We start from the raw sequence: 21,471 nt of genomic DNA on the forward strand, positions 1-21,471 counted from the left end.
AGATGCCCGCCGCCCCGGCTTCCGGGGTGGCGGGTTTCCTTTCGGGAGCCCTTCCCCTGGCCACCACCATCGCCCGCCCCTCCGGGCACCGCCTGCCCGATGCGCGCCTGCACGAGCTGCTGGAAGGCTATCGCCGGGCCGCGCGCGGCCCGCGCCGCCGCGCCCTCATCCTTGCCGTCACCGTCGCCGCCCTCGCGCTGCTGGCCGGGCGCGTGGCGGAAGTGGACCTGCCCCGGCTCTGGGACCACATCGGCGGCTTCGTCGGCTATTTCGACCGGATCACCGCGCTGGAGGCCGGCGGCGGCCGCGTCTGGACCGACCCGGCGGAGTGGTTCTGGGGCCTGAAGAAGTGGGGCCTCCTCCTCGCCGATACCCTTCTCATCGCCTATGTCGGCACCGCGCTCGGCGCGATCGGCGGCTTCCTGCTCTCCTTCGTCGCGGCCGCCAACCTTGTGCCGAACCCCTGGATCCGTGGCACCGCGCGGCGCTTCCTCGAATTCTGCCGCACCGTGCCGGACATCGTCTTCGCCCTGATCTTCGTGATCGCCTTCGGCCTGGGGCCGGTGCCGGGCGTGCTGGCCATCGCCATCCACACCATGGGCTCGCTCGGCAAGCTCTTCTCCGAGGTGGTGGAGAACATCGACCGCAAGCCGGTGGAGGGCGCGGTCGCCGCCGGCGCCTCCTGGGTGGCGGTGGTGCGTTTCGCGGCGCTGCCCCAGGTGTTGGCGAACTTCGTCAGCTACGCGCTGCTGCGCTTCGAGATCAACGTGCGCCAGGCCTCCGTGCTCGGCTTCGTCGGCGCGGGCGGGATCGGCCAGGACCTGATCGAGGCCATCCGCAAGTTCTACTACAACGACGTCTCCGCCATCCTGCTGCTGATCATCGCCACCGTCATGCTGATCGACTTCGGGACCGAGAAGGTGCGCCACAGCCTGATCGGCGCGATGGAGCGCGGGGCGTGAGCGCCGCCCAGCCCCTCAGCCTGCGCGAGGCCGCACGGGCCGACATGGCGGGCCTCGCTGCTCGCCACCCCGAGACCTTCCGCCGCGTCACCGCCGCCCGTGCGCGCGGCGTCACGGTCATCCTCGCCGCCATCGCCCTGCTCGGCTTCGGCCTCTGGCGGCTGGACTTCTCGCCAGGCCGCATCGCCGGCGGCTTCGGCCAGCTGGTCCACTTCCTCGGCCTGATGCTGCCGCCGGATCCCGGTACATGGTCCCGCACCGTGCTGATCCTGCGGGGCCTGGCGGAAACGCTGGCCATCGCCTTCCTCGGCACGCTGCTGGCCGCCCTGATCGCCTTTCCGCTCGGCTTCCTCGCCGCGCGCAACACCTCCGTGAACCGCCTGGTGCAGTTCCTCTCCCGCCGCGTGCTGGACAGCATCCGCGGGGTGGACGCGCTGATCTGGGCGCTGATCTGGGTCAGCGTCGTCGGACTCGGCCCCTTCGCCGGCGTGCTGGCGATCATGACCAGCGACATCGGCACCTTCGGCAAGCTCTTCTCCGAGGCGATCGAGGCCGCGGACCGCAAGGCGGTGGAGGGCGTGACCTCCGCCGGCGGCGGCAAGCTGGCGGGCATCCGCTTCGGCGTGCTGCCAGCCGTGCTGCCCGTGATGGCCGGCCACGTGCTCTACATGTTCGAGAGCAACACGCGCTCCTCCTCGATCATCGGCATCGTCGGCGCGGGCGGCATCGGGCTGATGCTGTCGGAGATGATCCGGACGCTGGAATGGGGCGTGGTAGCCTTCATCGTGCTGCTTATCCTCGTCACCGTCGCGGTCATCGACACGATCTCCGGCCGCCTGCGCGCCGCCCTGGCGGGGGTGCAGCCGCGCTGACCTCCCGCCCCGGCATCCGCGCCGGGGTTCTCCCCCGGGCGGGTTGCCGGGTTGCTCCGCATGCGGTCTAGTCCCGGCAAAACAATCCGGAGGAGACGCGCATGGCACACCTGGCACGCCGGGCCCTGCTCACGGCGGCGGCGGCGGGCGCCCTGCCGCTCCGCGCGCGGGCCCAGGGCCTGGCCGAGGGTTCCTGGCCCTCCGGCACCATCCGCATCGTCGTCCCCTTCGCCCCGGGCGGCTCCACCGACGTGGTAGCCCGGCTGGCGGCCCCTGGGATCCAGCGCGCCCTCGGTGTCAGCGTGGTGGTGGAGAACCGCGGCGGCGCGGCCGGCAGCACCGGCACAGATGTCGTCGCCAAGGCCCGGCCGGACGGGCAGACCTGGCTGCTGACCTTCGACAGCCACGCCGTCATGCCCGTCCTCGTCCCCCGCCTGCCCTTCGACCTGAAGGGCGACCTGGAGCCGGTGACGCTGATCGGCGGCGCGCCCTATGTCGTGGCCTGCAGGCCGGACAAGCCGTTCCGGGATCTGGCCGGGATCGTCGCCGCCGCAAAGGCCAGTCCCAGCGGCGTCACCTTCGCCACGCCGGGGAACGGCACCATCGGCCACCTCGTCATGACCCTCCTCGGCAGCCGCGCCGGGGTGCAATTCCAGCACCTGCCCTATCGCGGCGGCGGCCCGGCCGTGAACGACGCGGTGGCGGGGCATGTGGACATGGTGGTGGGCAGCGCTGCCCTCGTCGCGCCGCAGGTGGCGGGCGGCACGCTGCGCCCGATCGCGCAGTTCGGCCCGCAGCGCCTGCCCGCGCTGGCGCAGGTGCCCACCGCCGAGGAGTCCGGCTTCCCCGGCCTGCAGGCCGAGGCCTGGTGGGGCGTCTTCGCCCCCGCCAGGGTTCCCGCCCCGGTCGTGGCGCGCTTCCACGAGGCGCTCGTTTCCGCCTTCCGGGACGAGGCGGTGTCGAAGCAGATCACGGAGGGCCAGCAGGCCCGACTGGTGCTCGCCGGGCCGCAGGAGCTGGGCCGCTTCCTCGATGCCCAGATCGAGACCTGGAGCCGGGTGGTGCGCGAGAACGAGATCAAGGCAGACTGACGCGATGACCGCACCGAGCTTCCAGCGCCTGCCGGCCGAAACCCTGGCCGGTTTCGCCGCCCTGCCCACCTCCTCCATCTCCGACGCGCTGGACCGGCTGGGCCTGCCCGGCTCCGTGGACGGGCTGCGGCCCATGTCGCCCGGCGCGCGGGTGGCGGGGCAGGCGGTGACGCTGCGCTACCTGCCCGTGGGAACCGGCGGCGGCACGGTGGGGGATTTCCTGCACCTGGCCGATGCCGGCGACATCATTGCCATCGACAACCGGGGCCGGCTGGACTGCACGGTCTGGGGCAACATCCTGACCGAGGCGGCGAAGGCCAAGGGCATCGCCGCCACGGTGATCGACGGCGTGAACCGCGATGTCGGGGAGAGCCGCGAATTCGGCTACCCGATCTGGTCCCGCGCCGCCCACGCCCGCACCGGCAAGGACCGCGTGGCGCTGGAGGCGGTGCTGGTGCCGATCGTCCTCGGCACCGTCCGCGTCGATCCCGGCGACCTCCTCTGCGCCGACGACAGCTGCGTCGTCGCCGTGCCCATGGCCCAGGCCGAGGCGGTGCTGGAGGTCGCGCGCGCGATCGAGGAGAAGGAGGACGCCATCCTCGCCGACATCCGCGCCGGCATCGACCTCGCCGAGGCGCGCCGCCGCCACGGCTACCATAGCCTTCAGACCCGCCGGAGCTGACGCGCATGCGCATTGCGATCCTCGACGACTACGCGGATGCCTTCCGCACCGCCCCCGCCTTCGCGCGCCTCTCGGCGCATGAGGTCACGGTGTTCAGCGACACGGAGAAGGACCCGGACACCCTCGTCGCCCGCCTCGCCGACATGGAGGCACTGGTCCTCACCCAGCAGCGCAGCCGCCTGCCTGCCGCCGTGATCGAGCGCCTGCCCCGCCTGCGCTTCATCATGCAGACCGGCCGCAACACCGCCCACCTCGCCATTGATGCCTGCACGCGCCAGGGCATCGTCGTCTCCACCGGCGGTGCCGGCGGGCCGGAGGCGACGGCGGAGCTGGCCTGGGGCCTCATCATCGCCGCCCTTCGCCACATCCCCGAGGAGGCGCAGCGCCTGCGCGAGGGCGGCTGGCAGGCCACCGCCGGCATCGGCCTCAAGGGCAAGACCCTCGGCATCTACGCCTATGGCCGCATCGGGGCGATGGTCGCCCGCGTCGGCAGGGCCTTCGATATGCGGGTCCTCTGCTGGGGCCGCGAGGGCAGCCAGGAGCGCGCCCGCGCCGACGGCTTCGCGGTGGCGGACAGCCGCGGGGCCTTCTTCGCCGAGGCCGACGTGCTCAGCCTGCACATCCTCCTCAACGACGCGACCCGCGGCATCGTGACGGCCGGGGACCTGGCGCGCATGAAGCCCGGCGCGCTGCTGGTGAACACCTCCCGCGCGCCCATCATCGCGCCGGGCGCCCTCGTCGCGGCCCTCAAGGCCGGGCGCCCCGGCCGCGCCGCCGTGGACGTGTTCGACGATGAGCCCGTGCTCGGCGCCACCGACCCGCTCATCGGCATGCCGAACGTCCTCTGCACGCCGCATCTCGGCTACGCCACGCGGGGCGTGTTCGACGCGCTCTACGAGGTCGCGGTGGACCGCCTCCTCGCCTTCGCGGCGGGGGCGCCGACCCATGTCGCGAATCCCGAGGCGGCCAAGGGCTGAGCCTTCCGTCGGGCGGTAGACCGATGCCAGGCCCCTGCGCCATCATCGCCGCGCCGCAGTTCGGCCGCGGGCACGGGATGCCGATGCTGGAGAAGCCCCTCGACGCGCTGGGCGCGATGGGCGCCGGGTTCCTGGCGCTTGACGAGATCCGGCCGGCGTTCCGGGCGCGCGCGGCGGCCTGACCCGCCGCCGCACGGCAACAGGCGGGGCAGTGACCGGCCCGCCCCTCTCGAAAGGATCGCTTCGGTGCTTCAGGAACCTCGTTTCGCCGGCCGGGTGGCGATCGTCACCGGCTCGGCCGGCGGCATCGGCGCGGCGACAGCCGCACGGCTCGCGCAGGAGGGCGCCAAGGTCCTGGTGGCCGATCGCTCGCCGGATATCGGCGCGGTGGCGCGCGGGATCGGCGGTGTCGCGCTCGAGCTCGACCTGGCTGAGAAGGGTGCGGGGAGCAGGCTTGCCCAGGCGGCGATCCAGGCCTTCGGCCGCATCGACATCCTGGTGAACAATGCCGGCATCGGCGGCAGCAAGGCCCTGTCCGAATCGGACGACGACCTCATCGACCGTTTCGTGGACACGAATCTCAAGGCGGTGCTGCGCGTGACACGGGACTGCCTGCCGCATCTGGCCCGGCCGGGCGGGAGCATCGTCAATATCTCCTCCATCTTCGGACTGGTCGGCTACCCCGGCACCGCGGCCTATGCCGTCGCGAAGGCGGGGGTCGCCCAGCTCACGCGCCAGCTGGCCTGCGACCTCGGGCCGGAGGGTATCCGCGTCAACGCCATCGCGCCGGGCGTCATCGAGACGCGGATGACGGCGAACTACCTGAAGGACCCGCGCTACCTCGCCAACATGACCGTCCCGACGCCCCTCCGGCGCGCGGGAAAGCCGGAGGAGATCGCCTCCGCCGTGGCCTTCCTGGCCTCGGAGGACGCGTCCTTCATCACGGGGCAGGTCCTCGTCGTCGATGGGGGCTGGCTCACGTCCCGCGCCGCGCCGGCGCAGGCCGAAGGCTGAGGCCGGGGCTCCATCCCTCCAACGGAAAGGCACATCCCATGAAGCGCAGGACATTCCTGGCAAGCGGCGGCGCCCTCCTCGCCGTGCCGTCCCTTGCCACCGCCCAGCAGAGCAAGGTCCTGCGGTTCATCCCGCAGACGGATCTCAGCTTCCTCGACCCGATCTTCAGCCTGGCCTACGCGACCCGGAACCATGGCTACATGGTCTTCGACATGCTCTACGGCCAGGACAGCAGCTATCGTGCGGCACCGCAGATGGTGGAAGGGCATGTCACGGAGGGGGATGGTCTCCTCTGGCGCCTGACGCTGCGCGACGGCCTGAAATGGCACGACGGCGAGCGCGTCCTGGCGCGGGACTGCGTGGCGAGCATTCGCCGCTGGGGGGCGCGCGACCCCTTCGGTCAGGCGTTGCTGGCCGTGACGGACGAGCTCTCGGCCCCGGACGACCGGACGATCCGGTTCCGCCTGAAGCGTCCCTTCCCGCTGCTGCCGGAGGCGCTGGGCAAGCTGCCGCCGCTGCTGCCGGTGATGATGCCGGAGCGCCTGGCCAGGACGGACCCGTTCACGCAGGTGACGGAGATGGTCGGATCGGGCCCGTTCCGCTTCCTTCCCGGGGAGCGGGTCTCCGGCGCGCGCGTCGTCTACGAGCGGTTCGCGGACTACGTGCCGCGCTCCTCGGGCACGGCGGATGGCACGGCGGGGCCGAAGGTCGTGCATGTGGACCGGGTGGAATGGACCACGATCCCCGACGCCTCCACGGCGGCGGCGGCCCTGCAGGCCGGTGAGCAGGACTGGCTGGAGTTCGCCGCGAACGACATGGTCCCGCTGCTCAGGCGCATGCGCGGCGTGAAGGTGGCGGTGCAGGAGCAGGCGGGCATGATGTGCCTGATGCGGCTGAACCACCTGCACCCGCCTTTCAACAACCCGGCCATCCGCCGCGCGATCCTGGGTGCCTTCGACCAGTCGGACTTCATGCAGGCCGTCGCCGGCGACGACAGCGCGATGTGGCACGCGCCGGTCGGCTTCTTCACCCCGGGCTCGCCCATGGCGAACGACGAGGGCCTCGGCGTGTTCCAGGGGCCGCGCGACTACGCCAGGGTGAAGCGGGAGCTCGAGGCCGCGGGATACAAGGGCGAGAAGGTGGTGCTGCTCGGGTCCACCGACCCGACCTTCATCCTCGGCCTGAGCGAGGTGGCGGCGGATCTCCTCCGCAAATGCGGCCTGAACGTCGATTATCTCCTCTCCGACTGGGGAACGCTGACCACCCGGCGCTCCAGCAGGGAGCCCGTCGAGAAGGGCGGCTGGAGCTGCTACATGACGGCCCTCACGGGGATCGACACCGCCAATCCCGCACTCAGCGCGCCGCTGCGAGGGAACGGCCTCCAGGCCATGGCGGGCTGGCCGGACCTGCCGCAGATTGAGGCGCTGGTCGGCGAATGGTACTCCGCCGGGGACCTCGCCGCGCAGCAGGGTCTCGCGCGGAGGCTGCAGGCCCAGGCCTTTCGCGACGTGCCCTATATCCCGGCGGGGCAGTTCCTCCAGGTCGCGGCCTACCGGTCCAACCTCGAAGGGCTCCTGCGCGGCTTTCCCCTGTTCTGGAACGTCAGGAAGACCTGACGTCCCCGGGCGACCGAGGTGTCCCAGGCGTGGGGCGAGCCTTCTGTCCGTCCCTCGGGGTCGCACCTGGGGCGGCGGCTCGAGCCTGACGGCTGGCTGACAAGGGGGTGCAGACCCAACCGGGCCTCCTCACGGCGCGTTGCGGGCTCTGCCATCCAGAGAACGACCATGCCCCCTGCACCGGCGCCGTCCCAGTTCACCGCCAGGGGGCCCTCCCGCCGCGTCGCCCGGGGCCTGGACGCCCTCAACTTCTTCCTGGCCGATGTGCGGGACGGGCTGGGGCCCTACCTCGCCATTTATCTCCTCGCGGTGCGGGGGCCGGAGCAAGGGTGGAACGAGGCCACGATCGGGCTGGTCATCACCATCTCGGCCATCGCGGGCCTGGTGGCGCAGACCCCTGCGGGGGCCCTGATCGACCGCACCCGCCACAAGCGCGCCGTGGTCATCGCGGCGGCCGTGGCCGTGACCCTGAGCTGCGTGACGCTGCCCTTCATCTCCGGCTTCTACGCGGTGGCCGCCACGCAGTCCCTGGCCGGGATCGCGGGGGCGATCTTCCCGCCGGCGCTGGCCGCGATCACGCTCGGCGTGGTCGGGCCGAAGGCCTTTTCCCGCCGCATCGGGCGGAACGAGGCCTTCAACCACGGCGGCAACGCGGCCTCGGCCGCGCTGGCCGCGGTCACGGCCTATGCCTTCGGGCCGGTGGTGGTGTTCTGGATCATGGGCGGGCTGGCCGCGGCGAGCATCGGGGCGATGCTGCTGGTCCCCGCCCGCGCGATCGACGACGACCTGGCGCGCGGGCTGGATGAGGAGCCCGGCCGGCGGGCGGGGCATGAGGAGCCGTCCGCCTGGAAGGCCCTGCTCACCTGCCGGCCGCTGCTGGTCTTCGCGGGGCTGATGGCCACCTTCCACCTGGCGAACGCGGCGATGCTGCCGACCGTGGGGCAGAAGCTGACGCAGGTGGTGGGGAAGGACTACGCCACCTCCCTGATCGCCGCCTGCATCGTGGCGGCGCAGTGCGTGATGGTGCCGGTCGCGATGCTGGTCGGGGCCCGGGCGGATCGCTGGGGGCGCAAGCCGATCTTCCTGGCGGCCTTCGGCGTGCTGGCCCTGCGCGGGCTGCTCTTCCCGCTCTCGGACCATCCTGCCTGGCTGCTGGGGGTCCAGATGCTGGACGGGGTGGGGGCCGGGATCTTCGGCGCGCTCTTCCCCGTGGTGGTGGCGGACCTCACGCGCGGGACGGGGCGGTTCAACGTCAGCCAGGGCGCGGTCGCGACGGCACAGGGGCTGGGTGCGGCGCTGAGCGCCAGCCTCGCCGGCGGGGTGATCGTCTGGGCGGGGTACTCGCCCGCCTTCCTGGTGCTGGGCGCGATCGCCGCGGCGGGGTTCCTCGGCTACCTGCTGCTGATGCCGGAGACGTTGCCCGGCCAGGCCGGCGCGGATCGGTCCCAACCGCCCACGGGGGCGGTGGTCCAGCCTTCAGCCTAGGGGCAGGGGATGTTCGGCGTGGCGGGCCCGGTGCTCGCGGTCTGGCTTATCGCGGGGCTGGCAACGGCAGGGGTGATCCTGCGCCCCTTCCGCTGGCCCGAGGCGGCCTGGGCAGTGGCCGGCGCGGCGGCGCTGGTGCTCACCGGCCTGCTCTCCCCCGCTGCCGCCTGGCACGGCGTGCTCCGCGGCAGGGATGTCTACCTCTTCCTGCTGGGGATGATGCTGCTGGCGGAGGTAGCGCGGCGGGAGGGGCTGTTCGACTGGCTGGCGGTCTTCGCGGTGCGGGCGGCGGGCGGCTCAGGGGCGCGGCTGCTCGCCGTGGTCTACGGGGTGGGCGTCGTGACGACGGCCTTCCTGAGCAACGACGCGACGGCAGTGGTCCTGACCCCGGCGGTGCTGGCCGCGGCGCGGGCGGCACGGGCGGATCCGATGCCGCATCTCTATGCCTGCGCCTTCGTGGCGAACGCGGCGTCCTTCGTGCTGCCAATCTCCAACCCGGCGAACCTCGTGGTCTTCGGCGAGCACATGCCGTCGCTCGGCGACTGGCTGCTGCGCTTCACCCTGCCCTCCGTGCTGGCGATCGGGGCGACCTTCCTGATGCTGCGGCTGACGCAGCGACGGACCCTGGCGCAGCCGATCGCGCCCAGCGTGCCGCAGGTGCGCCTTCCCCGGGGCGGGGCGGTCGCCGGCCTTGGCATCGTCGCCGCGGTCGGGGTGCTGCTGGGCGCCTCCGCGGTCGGGGCGGATCTGGGCTGGCCGACCTTCCTGGCGGGGGCGGCGACGGCGCTGGTGGTCGCGCTCGTGACCCGGCAAGGGCCCGGGGCCGTGCTGGCCGGCCTGTCCTGGGGTGTCCTGCCCCTGGTCGCCGGGCTGTTCATCCTCGTGCAGGCACTGGAGGGGACAGGGGCGGTGCGCGCCCTCGTCGGGCTGGTTCAGGGCGGCGGCGGCGGCACCGCGCTGGCGGCCGGGGCGCTCGTCGCCTTCGGGACCAATGTCACGAACAACCTGCCGGCCGGGCTGGTCGCGGGGGCCGTGGTGCAGGGGGCGGGAGGCGGGGGATTGCTGCCGGCCGCGGTCCTGATCGGCGTGGACCTGGGCCCCAACCTCTCCGTCACGGGCTCGCTGGCGACCATCCTCTGGATGGCGGCGATCCGGCGGGAGGGTCTGTCGATCGGCGACGGGCCGTTCCTGCGCCTGGGCGTGCTCGTCATGCCGCCGGCCCTGCTCCTCGCGCTGGGGGTGCTCGCACTGCAGCCCTGACCGTTCCTCCCTCCCCCAGGGGCAACCGCCCTCACACCGCCCGCTTCTCCCGCAGCGGCAGGGCGTTCCCGCGCCACACCGTGGTGCCGGTCGTCCAGCCCATCGCCCAGACGCCGAGGATCATCACGTCCCGCACCGGCATGGCCGCGAGAAGAGCCGGGGAGAGAGGCCATCCCTTGCGCCAGGCCAGCGCGGCCTCCGCCCCGTACCAGAGGGCGGGGACGAGGAGCGCGGCAGGAGCGGCGGCGATGGCGGCCAGAAGCGTGGGCACCGCCGCGCCGATCAGGATCTCCGGCGCGAAGAAGAGGGGGAAGGTCACCCGGCGAAGGCGCGCCCAGCGGAGCTGGCGCAGCCAGACCTGGCGGGCGGTGCGGCGCCCCAGCGGCTGCTCGAAGGGGGAATCCACGAGGTGCACGCGGCGCCCGGCGCGGCGCACCAGCTTGGTCGCGGCGGCATCCTCCGCGATCTCAGCCGCCAGCGCCCGGATGCCGCCATGGGCGTCCAGGAAGTCGCGCTGCCACAGCATGCTCTTGCCCTGGGCGAAGCCGAGGCCCACCGCCTCCCCCGTGTACTGCCAGCGCGCCTGGAGGGTGTTGAGGAAGGCGCACTCCACCTGCGCCCAGAAACCGTCCGGGCGCGTGCCGAGAGGCGTGGAGCAGACGAGGCCGGTATCCGGGCGCCAGGCGGCGAAGAGCTGCTCCACATAGTCCGGCGGCATGAGGACGTTGGAATCCGCCAGGACGATCCAGTCGTGCCGCGCGGCGTCCCAGCCCTTGATGCAGTTGTTCAGCTTGGGATTGCCGCTGTGCCGGTTCTCCCCGATCAGCAACCGGGCCTGCACCGCCGGATGGGCGGCGATCAGGCGCTCGACCAGGGGGCGCACGGGGTCGTCGGCGCGGTCCAGGCAGAAGATCAGCTCGTAGTCCGGATGCTCCAGCGCGAAGCCGCTCGCCAGCGTCGCCTCGATATGCGGCTCCAGCCCGCAGACCGGGCGCACGATCGTCACCCCCTCCCCCCGCGTCGCCGGGCGGTGGCGGCGGCGCCGCAGCCGGGCGGCGGCAAGCCCGAGGCCCGCGAGGTTGACGGCGGTGACCGCCGCGGCAGCCAGGAGGAGAGGGTTCATCGGGCTCGGTTATCCGGCGACCGCCGCGGCGGGGAGGGTGTTGCGCAGGGCGCGCAACAGGGCTTCGGCGCCGGCCTGCACCGTCCCGTCGTTCCGGACGGTCTCGACGGCCAGGCCGGCGGGCAGCGGCGCCTCGCGCGCGAGGCGGCGGGCGATGTCCTCCGCCTCCTCCCGCCCGCGGGAGGCGAGGCGGGCGGCGAGGACCTCCGGAGAGGCGGTGATCTCCACGACGCGCAGCGGGAAGCGCGCGGCGGCGTCGGCCAGGGCGCGGCGGGAGAGGTTGGCCACCGCCGAGCGGCCCGTCTCCAGCGCCGCCTCAAGCGGGCCGGCGGGGATGCCGTAGAGCAGGCCGTGCGCCTCCCACGACAGGGCAAATTGACCGGCGTCGCGCCCGGCGAGGAAGGCCTCCCGCGAGAGGGGGAGATGGTCCTCCCCGCCCGCCTCGGCCGGGCGGGTGATGGCGCGGCGCAGGAAGGCCACGCGCGGGTCCGCCAGGAGCGCGGCGCGGGCGGCCTCCATCAGCGTGTCCTTGCCGGCGCCGGAAGGGCCGACGACGGCCACCAGCACGCCGTTCACGCCGCTTCCCGCAGGGGCGCGACCTCCAGGATGCGGTCCGCCACGCGGTCGCGCACCTCGATGTCGTGGAAGATGCCCACCAGGGCCGCGCCGCGCGCCTTCGCCTCCGCGATCAGGGCGATCACCACCTCGCGGTTCGCGGCGTCCAGGCTCGCCGTCGGCTCGTCCAGCAGCATGACCGGGAAATCCGCCACGAAGCCGCGCGCCAGGTTCACGCGCTGCTGCTCGCCGCCGGAGAAGGTGGCGGGGGGAAGGCCGTGCAGGCGCTCCGGCAGGTTCAGGCGGCGCAGCAGGGCGCCGGCGCGCGCCCGCGCCTCCTCCGGCGCCACGCCGCGGGAGGTCAGGGGTTCCGCCACCACGTCGATGGTCGGCACGCGGGGGATGACGCGCAGGAACTGCGAGACGTAGCCCAGCGTGTCCCGGCGCAGCGCGATCACCGTGCGCGGCGGGGCGGTGGCGAGGTCCGTCAGCGCACCGTCGCGCCCGCGGATGAGGATGCTGCCGGCATCCGCGCCGTAGTTCCCCTGCAGCAGGCGCATCAGCGTGGACTTGCCGGCGCCGGAGGGACCGGCGAGCGCCACGCACTCGCCGGGCGCCACTTCCAGCGCCGCGTCGCGCAGCACGGGGATTTGCACGCCGCCGCGCAGGTGCAAGGTGAAGCCCTTGGCCACGCCCTCGGCCTTCAATGCCCAGGTTTTCTGATCCGGGGTCATGCCGCGAGCACCGAGGAGACGAGGAGCTGCGTGTAGGGGTGGCGCGGGTCGTCCAGCACGCGGTCGGTCAATCCTTCCTCCACCACGCGGCCCTGCCGCATCACCACCATCCGGTGGGCGAGCAGGCGCGCCGCTGCGATGTCATGGGTCACGAGGATCACGGCGATGCCGAGATCGGCCACCAGCGCGCGGATCAGGTCCAGCAGCCGCGCCTGCACGGAGACGTCGAGGCCCCCCGTCGGCTCGTCCATGAAGACCAGCCGCGGGCGGGTGACGAGGGTGCGCGCGATCTGCAGGCGCTGGCGCATGCCGCCGGAGAAGAGGCGCGGTGCGTCGTCGATCCGGCTGCGCGGGATCTCCACCCGCTCCAGCCAGCGCGCCGCCTCCTCGCGGATGTTGCCGTAATGGCGGTCGCCCACGGCCATCAGGCGTTCGCCCACATTGCCGCCCGCGGAGACGGCCATGCGAAGCCCGTCCCGCGGGTCCTGGTGGACGAAGCCCCATTCCGTGCGCGCCAGGCGGCGGCGGGCGGCCTCCGTCATGCCGTGCACGTCGCGGGTGCCGCCCTGCGGGTCGCCGTAGGTCACGCTTCCCGCATCCGGCCGCGTCTCCCCGGCCAGCACGCGCAGCAGGGTGGACTTGCCGGAGCCGGATTCGCCCACGATCGCCAGCACCTCGCCGGGCCAGAGATCGATGGAGACGTCGTCCAGCGCCCGCACCGCCCCGAAGGAAAGGCGCAGGCCGCGGGCGGAGAGGATCGGTTCGTCGTTCACTCTGCGGCCTCCTTCATGCGGGCCTGCCGGGTGCCGCAGTAATCCGTGTCGGAGCAGACGAACATCCGCCCGCCGCGGTCATCCGTGACCACCTCGTCCAGGTAGCTCTCGCCCGAGCCGCAGAGCGTGCAGCGGCCATTCGCGCGCAGCGGCACGAAGGGATGGTCCTCGAAGTCCAGGCTCCGCACCGCCGTATAGGGCGGCACGGCGTAGAGCCGGCGCTCGCGCCCCGCGCCGAAGAGCTGGAGCGCGGGGGACATGTGCATCTTCGGGTTGTCGAAGGAGGGAATGGGCGATGGCGACATGAGGTAACGATCGCCCACCATCACCGGGTGGTCGTAGGAGGAGGCGACGCGGCCGTGGCGCGCGATGTCCTCGTACAGCTTCACCTGCATCAGCCCGTAATCCGCCAGCGCGTGCAGGCGGCGCGTCTCCGCCCGACGCGGCTCCAGCCGGAACAGCGGCTCGGGCTGCGGCACCTGGTAGACCATGACCTGGCCCTCCCGCAGCGGCGTCTCGGGGATGCGGTGGCGGGTCTGGATCACCGTCGCCTCCGCCGTGCTCTCCGTGGTGCGCAGCCCCGGCGCCACGCGGGCGAAGAAGCGGCGGATGGAGACGGCGTTGGTCGTGTCGTCCGCGCCCTGGTCGATCACCTTCAGCGTGTCGTCGGGCCCGATCACCGCGGCCGTCACCTGGATACCGCCCGTGCCCCAGCCATAGGGCAGCGGCATCTCGCGGGATCCGAAGGGCACCTGGAAGCCCGGCACCGCCACGGCCTTCAGCAGGGCGCGGCGGATCATCCGCTTCGTGCCCTCGTCCAGATAGGCGAAGTTGTAGCCGCTCATTCCGCAGCCTCCTTGAAGGCTTGCGGCGCGGCGCGCTCCGCCTCCACCTGGGCACGCATGGCGCGGACGGATTCCAGCTCGCTCTGGAAGTCCACGTAGTGCGGCAGCTTCAGGTGCTCGAGGAAGCCCGTCGCCTCGATGTTGTCGGAGTGGTTGAGGACGAACTCCTCGTCCTGCGCGGGGGCCGTGGCGTCCTCGCCCAGTTCTTCCGCCCGCAGCGCCCGGTCCACCAGCGCCATGGACATGGCCCGCCGCTCCAGCCGCCCGAAGGTCAGGCCGTAGCCGCGCGTGAACTGCGGCGGCTCGCTGCGGGATCCCTTGAACTGGTTCACCATCTCGCACTCGGTGACCTCGATCTCGCCGATCTCGATCTCGAAGCCCAGCTCCTCCGGCACGATGGTGACGGCGACGGATCCCTGGCGCAGCTCGCCGACGAAGGGGTGGCTGTTGCCGTAGCCGCGCTGGGTGGAATAGGCCATGCCCAGCAGGAAGCCCTCGTCGCCGCGCGCCAGCCGCTGCAGCCGCAGCGCGCGGGTGGCGGGGTAGGTGGTCGGCGTGCGCGTCACGTCCGCCGGCTCCTCGTCGCTGGCGACCTCGGGGGCCATCAGCCCCTCGCCCGCCAGCAATCCGGTCACGCGCGGGAAGGCCGCGTCCTCGCCAGGCTCGGCTTCCTCCGATCGCGCAGGGGCGTAGCCCTCGGCCGCCAGGGCGAAGTCCAGCAGGCGGTGCGTGTAGTCGAAGGTCGGGCCCAGCACCTGCCCGCCCGGCAGGTCCTTGTAGGTGGCGGAGACGCGCCGCCGCACCGCCATGGCGCCCGTGTCCACCGGCAGGCTCGCCGCAAAGCGCGGCAGGGTGGTGCGGTAGGCGCGCAGCAGGAAGGCGGCCTCGATCCCGTCGCCGCGCGCCTGCTTCACCGCCAGCGCGCCGAGGCCGGGATCGTAGAGCGAGCCCTCCGACATGGCGCGGTCCACCGCCAGCGTCAGCTGCTCCGCCACCTGGTCGGTGGTGAGCTCCGGCACGGAGGGATCGCCGCGCCGCGCCTCGTCCAGCCAGGCATGGGCGTTGGCGATGGCGGTCTCGCCGCCCTTCACCGCGACGTACATGGCCTCAGCCCTCCTTGATGCTGGTGCCGCGCGGAAGCGCCGCGACGCGGTCCCCCGCGCAGAGGATGACGTCCACCCCGCGCGGGGAGAGCGCGCGGTTGGCCGCCCACTGCGCCAGGAAGCCATCCGGCGCGCCGGTGACGTGCAGGCGGTGCTCGTGCTCAATCCCCGGGCCGGTCAGGCGCCAGCCGGTGCCTTCCTCCAGCGCGGCCACCTGCAGGATCAGCGTGGCGGAGCGGTGCGGGTCCTCATCCGTGCCCGCCTCCAGAGCGGAGAGGGCGGGCGGCGTGCCGACGGCGAGCACGAACTCGGCTCCCCCCGCATCGGCCGCCACCGGGCAGCCCGCGTGGAAGCGCGCCCACTCCGACGCATCCGCCCCGGCATCCAGCCAAAGAGGCGTCTCGCCATCCGCCAGCGCCAGCAGCACGGCGCCAGCGGCCGGGGAGAGCGGCGCCGGCGGGGCGGGCGGCGCGGGCAGGCGCTGCACGCGGCCCGGGCGGGCCATGGCCTCCAGCACCGCGCGGAAGGTGGACTGGGCATCGACGACAGGATCGGCGAAGCCGGGCAGCAGGCCGGTCATCGGGTCGTCTCCATCGCCAGGAAGCGCACGCGGGTGGCGGCCGCACGCCGGGCCTCCCGCTCGCGGGCCTCGGATTGCGCGGCGGCCAGCGGCTCGATGACCGAGGCCATCAGGGCCGGGCGGCGGGCGGGGTCCTGCAAGGCGGCGTCCAGCGCCGCGGCCAGTTCCGCCGCGCGGGCGTCACGGCCCGCGAGGTAGGCATGGCCCACCGTGCCGTCGGCCAGACGCACGGCGCAGCGGGTCACGGTCATCTCGCCGAGGTTGAAGGGCGCGCCGTCACCGCCGGCGCGGCCGCGCACCATCACCAGCCCCGTCTCCGGGCCGCGCAGGCGGGTGTGGGAGGGCAGCGCGGGAGCGTCGGCCAGCCGCGCTTCGATCGCCGCCGCGTTGGACTTGGCGAGGATGCTCATCCAGTGTTGGCGCTGAGAGTTGTCGGCCATCACGCGGCCTCCGCCACCGCCATCACGGCGGGCGCCCAGCCGTCGGAGTGGATCATCCGCCCCTCGCGCCACACGGCGCGCACGCGCGGGGGCGGGGCGCCGGCGGCCTCGGAGGTCTCCAGCAGAACCAGGTCGGCGCGCAGGCCCGGCGCGATGGCGCCGCGATCCGTCAGCCCCGCCGCGCGGGCCGGGTTCACCGTCAGCAGCGCGATCGCCTCGTGCAGGGGCAGGCGCCCCTCCCGCACCCAGGTCGCCACCGCAGGCAGCATGGCGCCCTGGTGGTAATCCGCCGCCAGCGCGTCCAGCAGCCCCGCCTCCATCACGGAGAGCGCGGTGATGTTGCCGGTCATGGAGCGCCCGCGCAGCGCGTTGGGCGCGCCCATCAGCGTCGCCATCCCCATTTCCCGCGCCGCGCGCGCGGCCTCGATCGTCACGGGGAACTCGGAGATGGTGGCGCCGAGCGAGCGCATCAGCGCCACCTTCTCGGGCGTGTCGTCGTCGTGGGAGGCGATGGGCAGGCCCTGCGCGCGGGCCAGCTCCGTCACCGCCCGCGCGATTTCCCAGGCGGGCGGAGCGGCCATGCGGGCCTCGGCGCGGGCCCGCGCCTCCTCCTCCGTGCGGTTCTGCGTGCGGCTGTAATAGGCGACGTACTGCTCGACGTTCCGGTACTGGCCCTGCCCCGGCGTGTGGTCGGTCAGCGACACCATGTCCACCATCCCGCGCGCGATCAGGTCCCGCATCACGGGCTCGGCGCGGGCATTCGTCACCTCGAAGCGCGCGTGCACACGCAGGTCGGTCCGGGCATGGCCGCGCAGCCGCGCCACCGCCTCCACCATCTCCCGCGCGCGGTCCTCGCTGCGCAGCCCCCTCTTGCCCTCGGCGAAGGAGACGCCGGCATAGGCGGTGGTGACGCCGGAGGCCGCCAGGCGGGAATCCAGGTTCGCCACCGCGACGTCCAGCGGGAAGGCGCAGTCCGGCCGCGGCTCCACCTCCTTCTCGATCATGTCCCCGTGCAGGTCCACGATCCCCGGCATCAGGGTCAGCGCCGCCGCCGGGCCGGCCCGCTCCGCCACCTCGGCGATACGCCCATCCTCGATCCGCACGGCGCCCCGGGGGACAACACGGTTCGGCAGCACCAGGCGGATGTCATCCAACCACATCGGGCATCTCTCCAGGATTTGCGGCATCCGCCGCGGCATGCGCATGGTCCATCGAGAGCTGCACACGCTCCCCGGCCCAGACCGTTTCCGAATAGGTGACCGGCACCCCGGCCAGGTCGGCGTCCACCTTCCGCACCACCAGCACCGGCCAGCCGAGGGGCTGGTCCAGCAGCCGCGCCTCCTTGGCGGTGGGCAGGCGCGTCAGCACCGTGCTGCTCTGCCGCCGGTAGTCCGACAGGCCGCAGGCCGCGAGCAGCGCCGTCACGCTCTCCACCCGCGCCCAGGTCTCGATCAGCCCGGGAAAGCGGCGCGCGGGGTAGTAGGAATCCGAGAGGTTGATCGGCACCCCGTCGCCGAGATTCAGCCGGCGGATGTTGTGCACCGGCTCCTCCGGCGGCAGGCGCAGCGCCCGCGCCACCTCCGGCGAGGCCGGCACGAGCGCCGTCCCGAGCGACCGCCCGGAGGGCTCCCGCCCCTGCCCCAGCAGGTTCTCCGAGAATCGCGTCCGCTCGGAGAGCCGGTAGTCCAGCACCGGCGCCGGCCGCACATAGGTGCCGCTGCCCTGGCGCGTCTGCACCAGCCCCTGCGCCTCCAGCCCCGCCACGGCGCGCCGCACGCTGTGCCGGCCCACGCCGAAGCGCGCCATCAGCGCGGGTTCCGTCGGCAGGCGCTCGTCCGGGCCGGGAGACCCCGCGCGGATCTCCGCGGCAAGGACTGCCTCAACGTCGCGCCAGGAGGTGGTGTTGTCGGGTGCTGTCATCTCGGTTTCCGAGGCCGCTTATAAATTCGTTCGGATGACTTTGGAAAGAAGGATCAGTGACAGATTGAGGTCACGAGCTCTGGCTGACATAGCCGGGCCTGACCGGGCCCATGCCGCTGGACTGCTACGGGTTCCTGGGCTGGCGGTCTGTCCCGGGGAGAGGAAGAAAAAATTCTTCCTCTCCCCGGCCCCCTCTCCATCATCCTTTTCTAGGCTTTTGGGGCTGCTCAACTAACGGTGCGCCTCGGCCCAAGGAGCCGAGGCGACTGCAAGGGCAGGATCAAGCCCTCCTCGCGAAGACCCCGTGTCAGGCCGGCGCGGCGACAGCGGGACGGGGATCCAGGGGCGCAGCGCCCCCTGGCTCCGGACCTTTCAGAGCGGGATCCCAAGCAGGAACCTTAGTTCAGGCGCCCCCGCCACTCGTCGATCATCTCCCGCCCGCGCGCGGCCGCATCACCGACGGGGACGAGTTCCAGGAAGCGGTCCATCGCCTCGATGGCCGCGCCCAGCTGGCCCAGCCTGGCGTTCATCACCGCGGCCTCCCGCCAGAGCGGGGCGGCGTCGGGCGCCAGGCGCAGCATGTCGGCGGTGCAGGCCAGGGCGCCATCCAGCTCGTTCGCCTGCAGGCGGCGCAGGCGGATATTCGTCTGCAGGCGCAGCAGCACGGCGCGGCGGCTCATCGGGGCCAGCATGCCCGGGCGCAGCTCCGCCTCCGCCCCTTCCACGCGCTTGATCAGGGCGCGCAGCGCGGGTGCCGGCAGGGCCGCACCGCCGCCGAAGGGGTCCACCACCACGGAGCCGCGGCGCGCGGTCCCGTCGATCGCGATGAGGAAATGGCCCGGGAAGTCCAGGCCACGCGCCGCCCAGCCCGCCGCCTCCGCCGCGTGAAGCCAGAGGAGGCCGATAGCCACGGGCAGGCCGAGCCGCCGCTCCGTCACATGGATCAGGTTGGCGTTGCGGGGGTCGTCATAGGTGTCGGCGTCGCCGGCGTAGCCGCCCTCCTCGTGGATCACCCGCGCGAGCAGGGCGCGGCGTGCCTCCGCATCGCCGGGGGCAGGGCCGGAGAGGACGGCGCGCACGAGGTCGGAGATGCGGTCGGCCGCCGCGTGCCAGTCGGCATCAGGGGCGTCGATGCGGGCGAATTGCAGCGCGACCCCGGCCAGGTCCAGCTCGTCGTCCGGCAGCCGCCCGGCCGCCTCGATCGCGGCGCGCGCCTCGGCGACGGAATCCGCCATCAGGCGCCGCTGGCCGGGACCATGCGCCCCAGCGGCCGGCCGCCGAAGAGGTGGACATGGAAGTGCGGCACCTCCTGCCCGCCATGCTCCCCCATGTTCGTCAGCGCGCGGTAGCCCTGCGCCTCCAACCCCAGCTCCTTCGCCACCCGGCCGACGGCGCGCCAGAAGCCCGCGATCTCCGCCTCGGAAGCGGAGGTGCTGAAATCAGCGAGGGAGACGTAGGCGCCGCGCGGGATCACCAGCACGTGCACCGGCGCCTGGGGGTTGATGTCGTGGAAGGCGATGGCGAACTCGTCCTCGTGCACGCGGCGGCTGGGGATCTCCCCGCGCAGGATGCGGGCGAAGATGTTGCTCTCGTCGTAGGGCGGCAGGCCGGTCGGGGGCATGGGCATGTCCTGGCGCGGTGGTCGGCCTTTCCTGCGTCGATGCCGGGGATCGCGCAAGGGGTGGCTCCGGAGGGCACCGGGGTGGGAGCGGTCATTCTCCCCTACCCGCCCCCCTTCCCTCATCGTCTTTTGTTGAACCCGCCACGGAATATGGAGGGGCGGCCCACCCCACAGCGGGGGACCTGCCGGCCCAGGGCCGTCAGCCCCGCCCGATCCGCCCGTCCAGAACCGGCGCCACCCGCCCCCGCGCCTGCAGGTAGTCCGCGACCACCTCCTCCAGCGCGGGCCCGTCGTCATAGGCCTCCAGCGCCTCGTTCCGCAGCACCGCGTAGCCGTCGCCGCCACCGCGCATGAAGTTGATGGTCACCACGCGGTAGGCCCGGTCCGGATCCAGCGGGCCGTCGGCCGTCCGGGCCTCCCGCAGGCGCTGGCCGGGCGGGGCGGCGGGGTCGAAGGTGACGCGCAGCCCGGCCAGGTGGGGAAACCGGCCGGCGGGGCCGGGCAGGCGGGAGAGGCCGTTCTCCAGCGCCGCGCGCAGGGCGCCGCCGCGGATGGTGAGTGTGGCCAGGGTATTGCCGAAGGGAAGCACGGCCAGGACGTCGCCATAGGTCAGGGTGCCGGCGGGCAAGCCGGCGCGCAGCCCGCCGCCATTGACGATGGCGATCTCCGCGCCCGGGCTGCGGGCCAGGGCGGCCTCCGCCACGAGGTTGCCGAGGGCGCACTCGCCGTCACGGCAAGTCTCGTTGGGAAAGGACGCCTCGGCGAGGCCCACGGGACGAAGGCGCAGCTCGCCCAGGGGCTTCGCGTATTCCGCCACCACCGCCTGGACCTCGGCGTCCGGCGCCACCTCGGGGCCGATGGGGCGGACGGTGCCGGCATCCGCGGCCACGCGGCCGTCCCCGGCGAGGTCGAGGTCGAGCCGGCCGAGGTAGCGGCCGTGGCAGGCCACCTGGGTGATCCGCACGTCGCGGTCACGCCCCCCGATCACCGTGGGATAGGGCCCGACGGCGCCGGGCAGGCCGTTGGCGAGAAGAAGGTGGGAATGGCCGCCGACGATGGCGTCGATCCCCGGCACCTCCGCCGCCAGCCGCCGGTCCGCGGGCAGGCCGAGATGGGACAGGACGACCACGGTACCGATGCCCTGGCGGCGCAGGCCGTCGGCGGCGCGTGCGGCAGCCTCTATCGGGTCGGTGAAGACAAGGGTGGGGCCGGGGGAGGAGGAGGTGGCCGTCTCCGTGGTGGTGAGACCGATCACGCCGATCCGGGCGCCGTTCGATTCCAGGATCGTGCTGGCAGTGATGCGGTCCCGCAGCAGCGGCTCCGCCCGCGCATCCAGGTTCGCGGAGAGCAGGGGGAAGGGCACGGCGGCGGCGTAGCGGGCCAGGGTCTCCGGCCCGTTGTCGAATTCGTGGTTGCCAAGGGCCATGGCCATGGTGCCGACGGCGCGCTGCACGGCCGCCTCCGCCAGGCCGCGGTGGTGGGTGTAGAACAGGCTGCCCATGAACTGGTCGCCCGCATCCAGCAGGAAGGGCGCGCGCCCTTCCGCGAAGGCGGCGGCGCGGGCCTCCCGAATGGCGCCGGCCAGGCGGGGGGAGGTGCCGGCGCAGGGCAGGCCCTCGCGGCAGGTGGCGCCGCCATCGGCCACGCCCTCGTGCTTGGAGTGGAAGTCGTTGAGGTGGATCAGCGCGATTCGCGCGCCATCCGCGGCCAGGGCGCGGCGCAGGGCCGGGGCGGCCAAGGGGGCGGCCCATGGCAGGGCGGCCGCAGCGCGCAGCAGGGTGCGGCGGGAGAGGCGGATGGTGGGATCGTGCCGCATGA

General features: G+C 73.3%; 23 protein-coding genes. 10 read left to right on the forward strand and 13 right to left on the reverse strand.

The window, feature by feature from the left end:
- Positions 1–2: 2 nt before the first annotated feature.
- From phnE (J5Y10_RS21385) to J5Y10_RS21430, 10 genes are all read left to right on the forward strand, one after another.
- Positions 3–962 carry a phosphonate ABC transporter, permease protein PhnE gene (gene phnE / locus J5Y10_RS21385; protein WP_209376146.1) on the forward strand — a complete coding sequence of 320 codons (960 nt, stop codon included), beginning with the start codon at positions 3–5 and terminating at the stop codon, positions 960–962.
- Positions 959–1,834, forward strand: a complete 876-nt coding sequence (phnE, locus tag J5Y10_RS21390; RefSeq protein ID WP_342452984.1) for a phosphonate ABC transporter, permease protein PhnE — start codon at positions 959–961, stop codon at positions 1,832–1,834. The genes phnE (J5Y10_RS21385) and phnE (J5Y10_RS21390) overlap by 4 nt, the downstream gene beginning before the upstream one ends.
- Before the next feature lie 101 nt (positions 1,835–1,935).
- Positions 1,936–2,925: a tripartite tricarboxylate transporter substrate binding protein gene (locus J5Y10_RS21395; protein ID WP_209376147.1), complete on the forward strand. Its 990-nt coding sequence runs from the start codon at positions 1,936–1,938 to the stop codon at positions 2,923–2,925.
- A 4-nt stretch (positions 2,926–2,929) separates the two neighbouring features.
- Complete coding sequence (locus J5Y10_RS21400; RefSeq protein ID WP_209376148.1) at positions 2,930–3,607, forward strand: RraA family protein; 678 nt, start codon at positions 2,930–2,932, stop codon at positions 3,605–3,607.
- Positions 3,608–3,612: 5 nt separating this feature from the next.
- Entirely contained in the window at positions 3,613–4,584 is a 972-nt protein-coding gene (locus J5Y10_RS21405; RefSeq protein ID WP_209376149.1) for a D-2-hydroxyacid dehydrogenase family protein, read from the forward strand.
- 23 nt (positions 4,585–4,607) lie between these two features.
- Positions 4,608–4,766 carry a hypothetical protein gene (locus J5Y10_RS21410; protein WP_209376150.1) on the forward strand — a complete coding sequence of 53 codons (159 nt, stop codon included), beginning with the start codon at positions 4,608–4,610 and terminating at the stop codon, positions 4,764–4,766.
- Positions 4,767–4,830: 64 nt separating this feature from the next.
- Positions 4,831–5,598 (forward strand): SDR family NAD(P)-dependent oxidoreductase, encoded by a 768-nt coding sequence (locus tag J5Y10_RS21415; RefSeq protein ID WP_342452985.1) that lies wholly within the window; start codon positions 4,831–4,833, stop codon positions 5,596–5,598.
- 38 nt (positions 5,599–5,636) lie between these two features.
- Positions 5,637–7,214, forward strand: coding sequence for an ABC transporter substrate-binding protein (locus J5Y10_RS21420; protein WP_209376151.1), 1,578 nt, complete (start codon positions 5,637–5,639; stop codon positions 7,212–7,214).
- A 168-nt stretch (positions 7,215–7,382) separates the two neighbouring features.
- Positions 7,383–8,699, forward strand: a complete 1,317-nt coding sequence (locus J5Y10_RS21425) for an MFS transporter (protein ID WP_209376152.1) — start codon at positions 7,383–7,385, stop codon at positions 8,697–8,699.
- Positions 8,700–8,708: 9 nt separating this feature from the next.
- The gene (locus tag J5Y10_RS21430; protein ID WP_209376153.1) at positions 8,709–9,959 is read left to right on the forward strand and encodes an SLC13 family permease; all 1,251 of its coding nucleotides are present in this window, start codon (positions 8,709–8,711) and stop codon (positions 9,957–9,959) included.
- A gap of 31 nt (positions 9,960–9,990) precedes the next feature.
- Here the strand turns inward: J5Y10_RS21430 and J5Y10_RS21435 are convergent, their stop codons facing one another.
- The 13 genes from J5Y10_RS21435 to J5Y10_RS21495 form a co-directional block, all read right to left on the reverse strand.
- Positions 9,991–11,082 carry a ceramide glucosyltransferase gene (locus J5Y10_RS21435; protein ID WP_209376154.1) on the reverse strand — a complete coding sequence of 364 codons (1,092 nt, stop codon included), beginning with the start codon at positions 11,080–11,082 and terminating at the stop codon, positions 9,991–9,993.
- Positions 11,083–11,091: 9 nt separating this feature from the next.
- Positions 11,092–11,658, reverse strand: a complete 567-nt coding sequence (gene phnN, locus J5Y10_RS21440) for a phosphonate metabolism protein/1,5-bisphosphokinase (PRPP-forming) PhnN (RefSeq protein WP_209376155.1) — start codon at positions 11,656–11,658, stop codon at positions 11,092–11,094.
- Positions 11,655–12,371 carry a phosphonate C-P lyase system protein PhnL gene (gene phnL, locus J5Y10_RS21445; RefSeq protein ID WP_209376156.1) on the reverse strand — a complete coding sequence of 239 codons (717 nt, stop codon included), beginning with the start codon at positions 12,369–12,371 and terminating at the stop codon, positions 11,655–11,657. The genes phnN and phnL overlap by 4 nt, the downstream gene beginning before the upstream one ends.
- Complete coding sequence (phnK, locus tag J5Y10_RS21450) at positions 12,368–13,144, reverse strand: phosphonate C-P lyase system protein PhnK (RefSeq protein ID WP_209376157.1); 777 nt, start codon at positions 13,142–13,144, stop codon at positions 12,368–12,370. Before phnK ends, phnL begins: the two co-directional genes overlap by 4 nt.
- Positions 13,141–13,989: an alpha-D-ribose 1-methylphosphonate 5-phosphate C-P-lyase PhnJ gene (locus J5Y10_RS21455; RefSeq protein ID WP_209376158.1), complete on the reverse strand. Its 849-nt coding sequence runs from the start codon at positions 13,987–13,989 to the stop codon at positions 13,141–13,143. The genes phnK and J5Y10_RS21455 overlap by 4 nt, the downstream gene beginning before the upstream one ends.
- Positions 13,986–15,092: a carbon-phosphorus lyase complex subunit gene (locus J5Y10_RS21460; RefSeq protein WP_209376159.1), complete on the reverse strand. Its 1,107-nt coding sequence runs from the start codon at positions 15,090–15,092 to the stop codon at positions 13,986–13,988. Before J5Y10_RS21460 ends, J5Y10_RS21455 begins: the two co-directional genes overlap by 4 nt.
- A gap of 4 nt (positions 15,093–15,096) precedes the next feature.
- The gene (phnH, locus tag J5Y10_RS21465) at positions 15,097–15,672 is read right to left on the reverse strand and encodes a phosphonate C-P lyase system protein PhnH (RefSeq protein WP_209376160.1); all 576 of its coding nucleotides are present in this window, start codon (positions 15,670–15,672) and stop codon (positions 15,097–15,099) included.
- Positions 15,669–16,112, reverse strand: coding sequence for a phosphonate C-P lyase system protein PhnG (gene phnG, locus J5Y10_RS21470; RefSeq protein ID WP_209376161.1), 444 nt, complete (start codon positions 16,110–16,112; stop codon positions 15,669–15,671). The genes phnH and phnG overlap by 4 nt, the downstream gene beginning before the upstream one ends.
- A complete protein-coding gene (locus J5Y10_RS21475) occupies positions 16,112–17,266 on the reverse strand; it encodes an alpha-D-ribose 1-methylphosphonate 5-triphosphate diphosphatase (RefSeq protein ID WP_209376162.1) in 1,155 nt (384 codons plus the stop codon). Before J5Y10_RS21475 ends, phnG begins: the two co-directional genes overlap by 1 nt.
- Positions 17,259–18,032: a phosphonate metabolism transcriptional regulator PhnF gene (gene phnF, locus J5Y10_RS21480; protein ID WP_209376163.1), complete on the reverse strand. Its 774-nt coding sequence runs from the start codon at positions 18,030–18,032 to the stop codon at positions 17,259–17,261. The genes J5Y10_RS21475 and phnF overlap by 8 nt, the downstream gene beginning before the upstream one ends.
- Before the next feature lie 398 nt (positions 18,033–18,430).
- Complete coding sequence (locus J5Y10_RS21485) at positions 18,431–19,267, reverse strand: SirB1 family protein (RefSeq protein WP_209376164.1); 837 nt, start codon at positions 19,265–19,267, stop codon at positions 18,431–18,433.
- Positions 19,267–19,653 carry a histidine triad nucleotide-binding protein gene (locus tag J5Y10_RS21490; RefSeq protein ID WP_209376165.1) on the reverse strand — a complete coding sequence of 129 codons (387 nt, stop codon included), beginning with the start codon at positions 19,651–19,653 and terminating at the stop codon, positions 19,267–19,269. Before J5Y10_RS21490 ends, J5Y10_RS21485 begins: the two co-directional genes overlap by 1 nt.
- A gap of 199 nt (positions 19,654–19,852) precedes the next feature.
- A complete protein-coding gene (locus J5Y10_RS21495; protein WP_209376166.1) occupies positions 19,853–21,469 on the reverse strand; it encodes a bifunctional metallophosphatase/5'-nucleotidase in 1,617 nt (538 codons plus the stop codon).
- Between the last annotated feature and the right edge of the window lie 2 nt (positions 21,470–21,471).

The sequence above is a fragment of the Roseomonas indoligenes genome (assembly GCF_017813365.1).
Classification (GTDB): domain Bacteria; phylum Pseudomonadota; class Alphaproteobacteria; order Acetobacterales; family Acetobacteraceae; genus Roseomonas; species Roseomonas indoligenes.

Coding starts and splice junctions, on each gene's coding strand:
- J5Y10_RS21400 (WP_209376148.1), top strand. CDS start 2,930: ATGACCGCACCGAGCTTCCAGCGCCTGCCGGCCGAAACCCTGGCCGGT.
- J5Y10_RS21455 (WP_209376158.1), bottom strand. CDS start 13,989: ATGAGCGGCTACAACTTCGCCTATCTGGACGAGGGCACGAAGCGGATG.
- J5Y10_RS21495 (WP_209376166.1), bottom strand. CDS start 21,469: ATGCGGCACGATCCCACCATCCGCCTCTCCCGCCGCACCCTGCTGCGC.
- phnG (WP_209376161.1), bottom strand. CDS start 16,112: ATGGCCGACAACTCTCAGCGCCAACACTGGATGAGCATCCTCGCCAAG.
- J5Y10_RS21435 (WP_209376154.1), bottom strand. CDS start 11,082: ATGAACCCTCTCCTCCTGGCTGCCGCGGCGGTCACCGCCGTCAACCTC.
- phnF (WP_209376163.1), bottom strand. CDS start 18,032: ATGACAGCACCCGACAACACCACCTCCTGGCGCGACGTTGAGGCAGTC.
- J5Y10_RS21490 (WP_209376165.1), bottom strand. CDS start 19,653: ATGCCCCCGACCGGCCTGCCGCCCTACGACGAGAGCAACATCTTCGCC.
- J5Y10_RS21425 (WP_209376152.1), top strand. CDS start 7,383: ATGCCCCCTGCACCGGCGCCGTCCCAGTTCACCGCCAGGGGGCCCTCC.
- phnH (WP_209376160.1), bottom strand. CDS start 15,672: ATGACCGGCCTGCTGCCCGGCTTCGCCGATCCTGTCGTCGATGCCCAG.
- J5Y10_RS21485 (WP_209376164.1), bottom strand. CDS start 19,267: ATGGCGGATTCCGTCGCCGAGGCGCGCGCCGCGATCGAGGCGGCCGGG.
- J5Y10_RS21420 (WP_209376151.1), top strand. CDS start 5,637: ATGAAGCGCAGGACATTCCTGGCAAGCGGCGGCGCCCTCCTCGCCGTG.
- J5Y10_RS21460 (WP_209376159.1), bottom strand. CDS start 15,092: ATGTACGTCGCGGTGAAGGGCGGCGAGACCGCCATCGCCAACGCCCAT.
- J5Y10_RS21395 (WP_209376147.1), top strand. CDS start 1,936: ATGGCACACCTGGCACGCCGGGCCCTGCTCACGGCGGCGGCGGCGGGC.
- J5Y10_RS21430 (WP_209376153.1), top strand. CDS start 8,709: ATGTTCGGCGTGGCGGGCCCGGTGCTCGCGGTCTGGCTTATCGCGGGG.
- J5Y10_RS21405 (WP_209376149.1), top strand. CDS start 3,613: ATGCGCATTGCGATCCTCGACGACTACGCGGATGCCTTCCGCACCGCC.
- J5Y10_RS21410 (WP_209376150.1), top strand. CDS start 4,608: ATGCCAGGCCCCTGCGCCATCATCGCCGCGCCGCAGTTCGGCCGCGGG.
- phnL (WP_209376156.1), bottom strand. CDS start 12,371: ATGACCCCGGATCAGAAAACCTGGGCATTGAAGGCCGAGGGCGTGGCC.
- phnE (WP_209376146.1), top strand. CDS start 3: ATGCCCGCCGCCCCGGCTTCCGGGGTGGCGGGTTTCCTTTCGGGAGCC.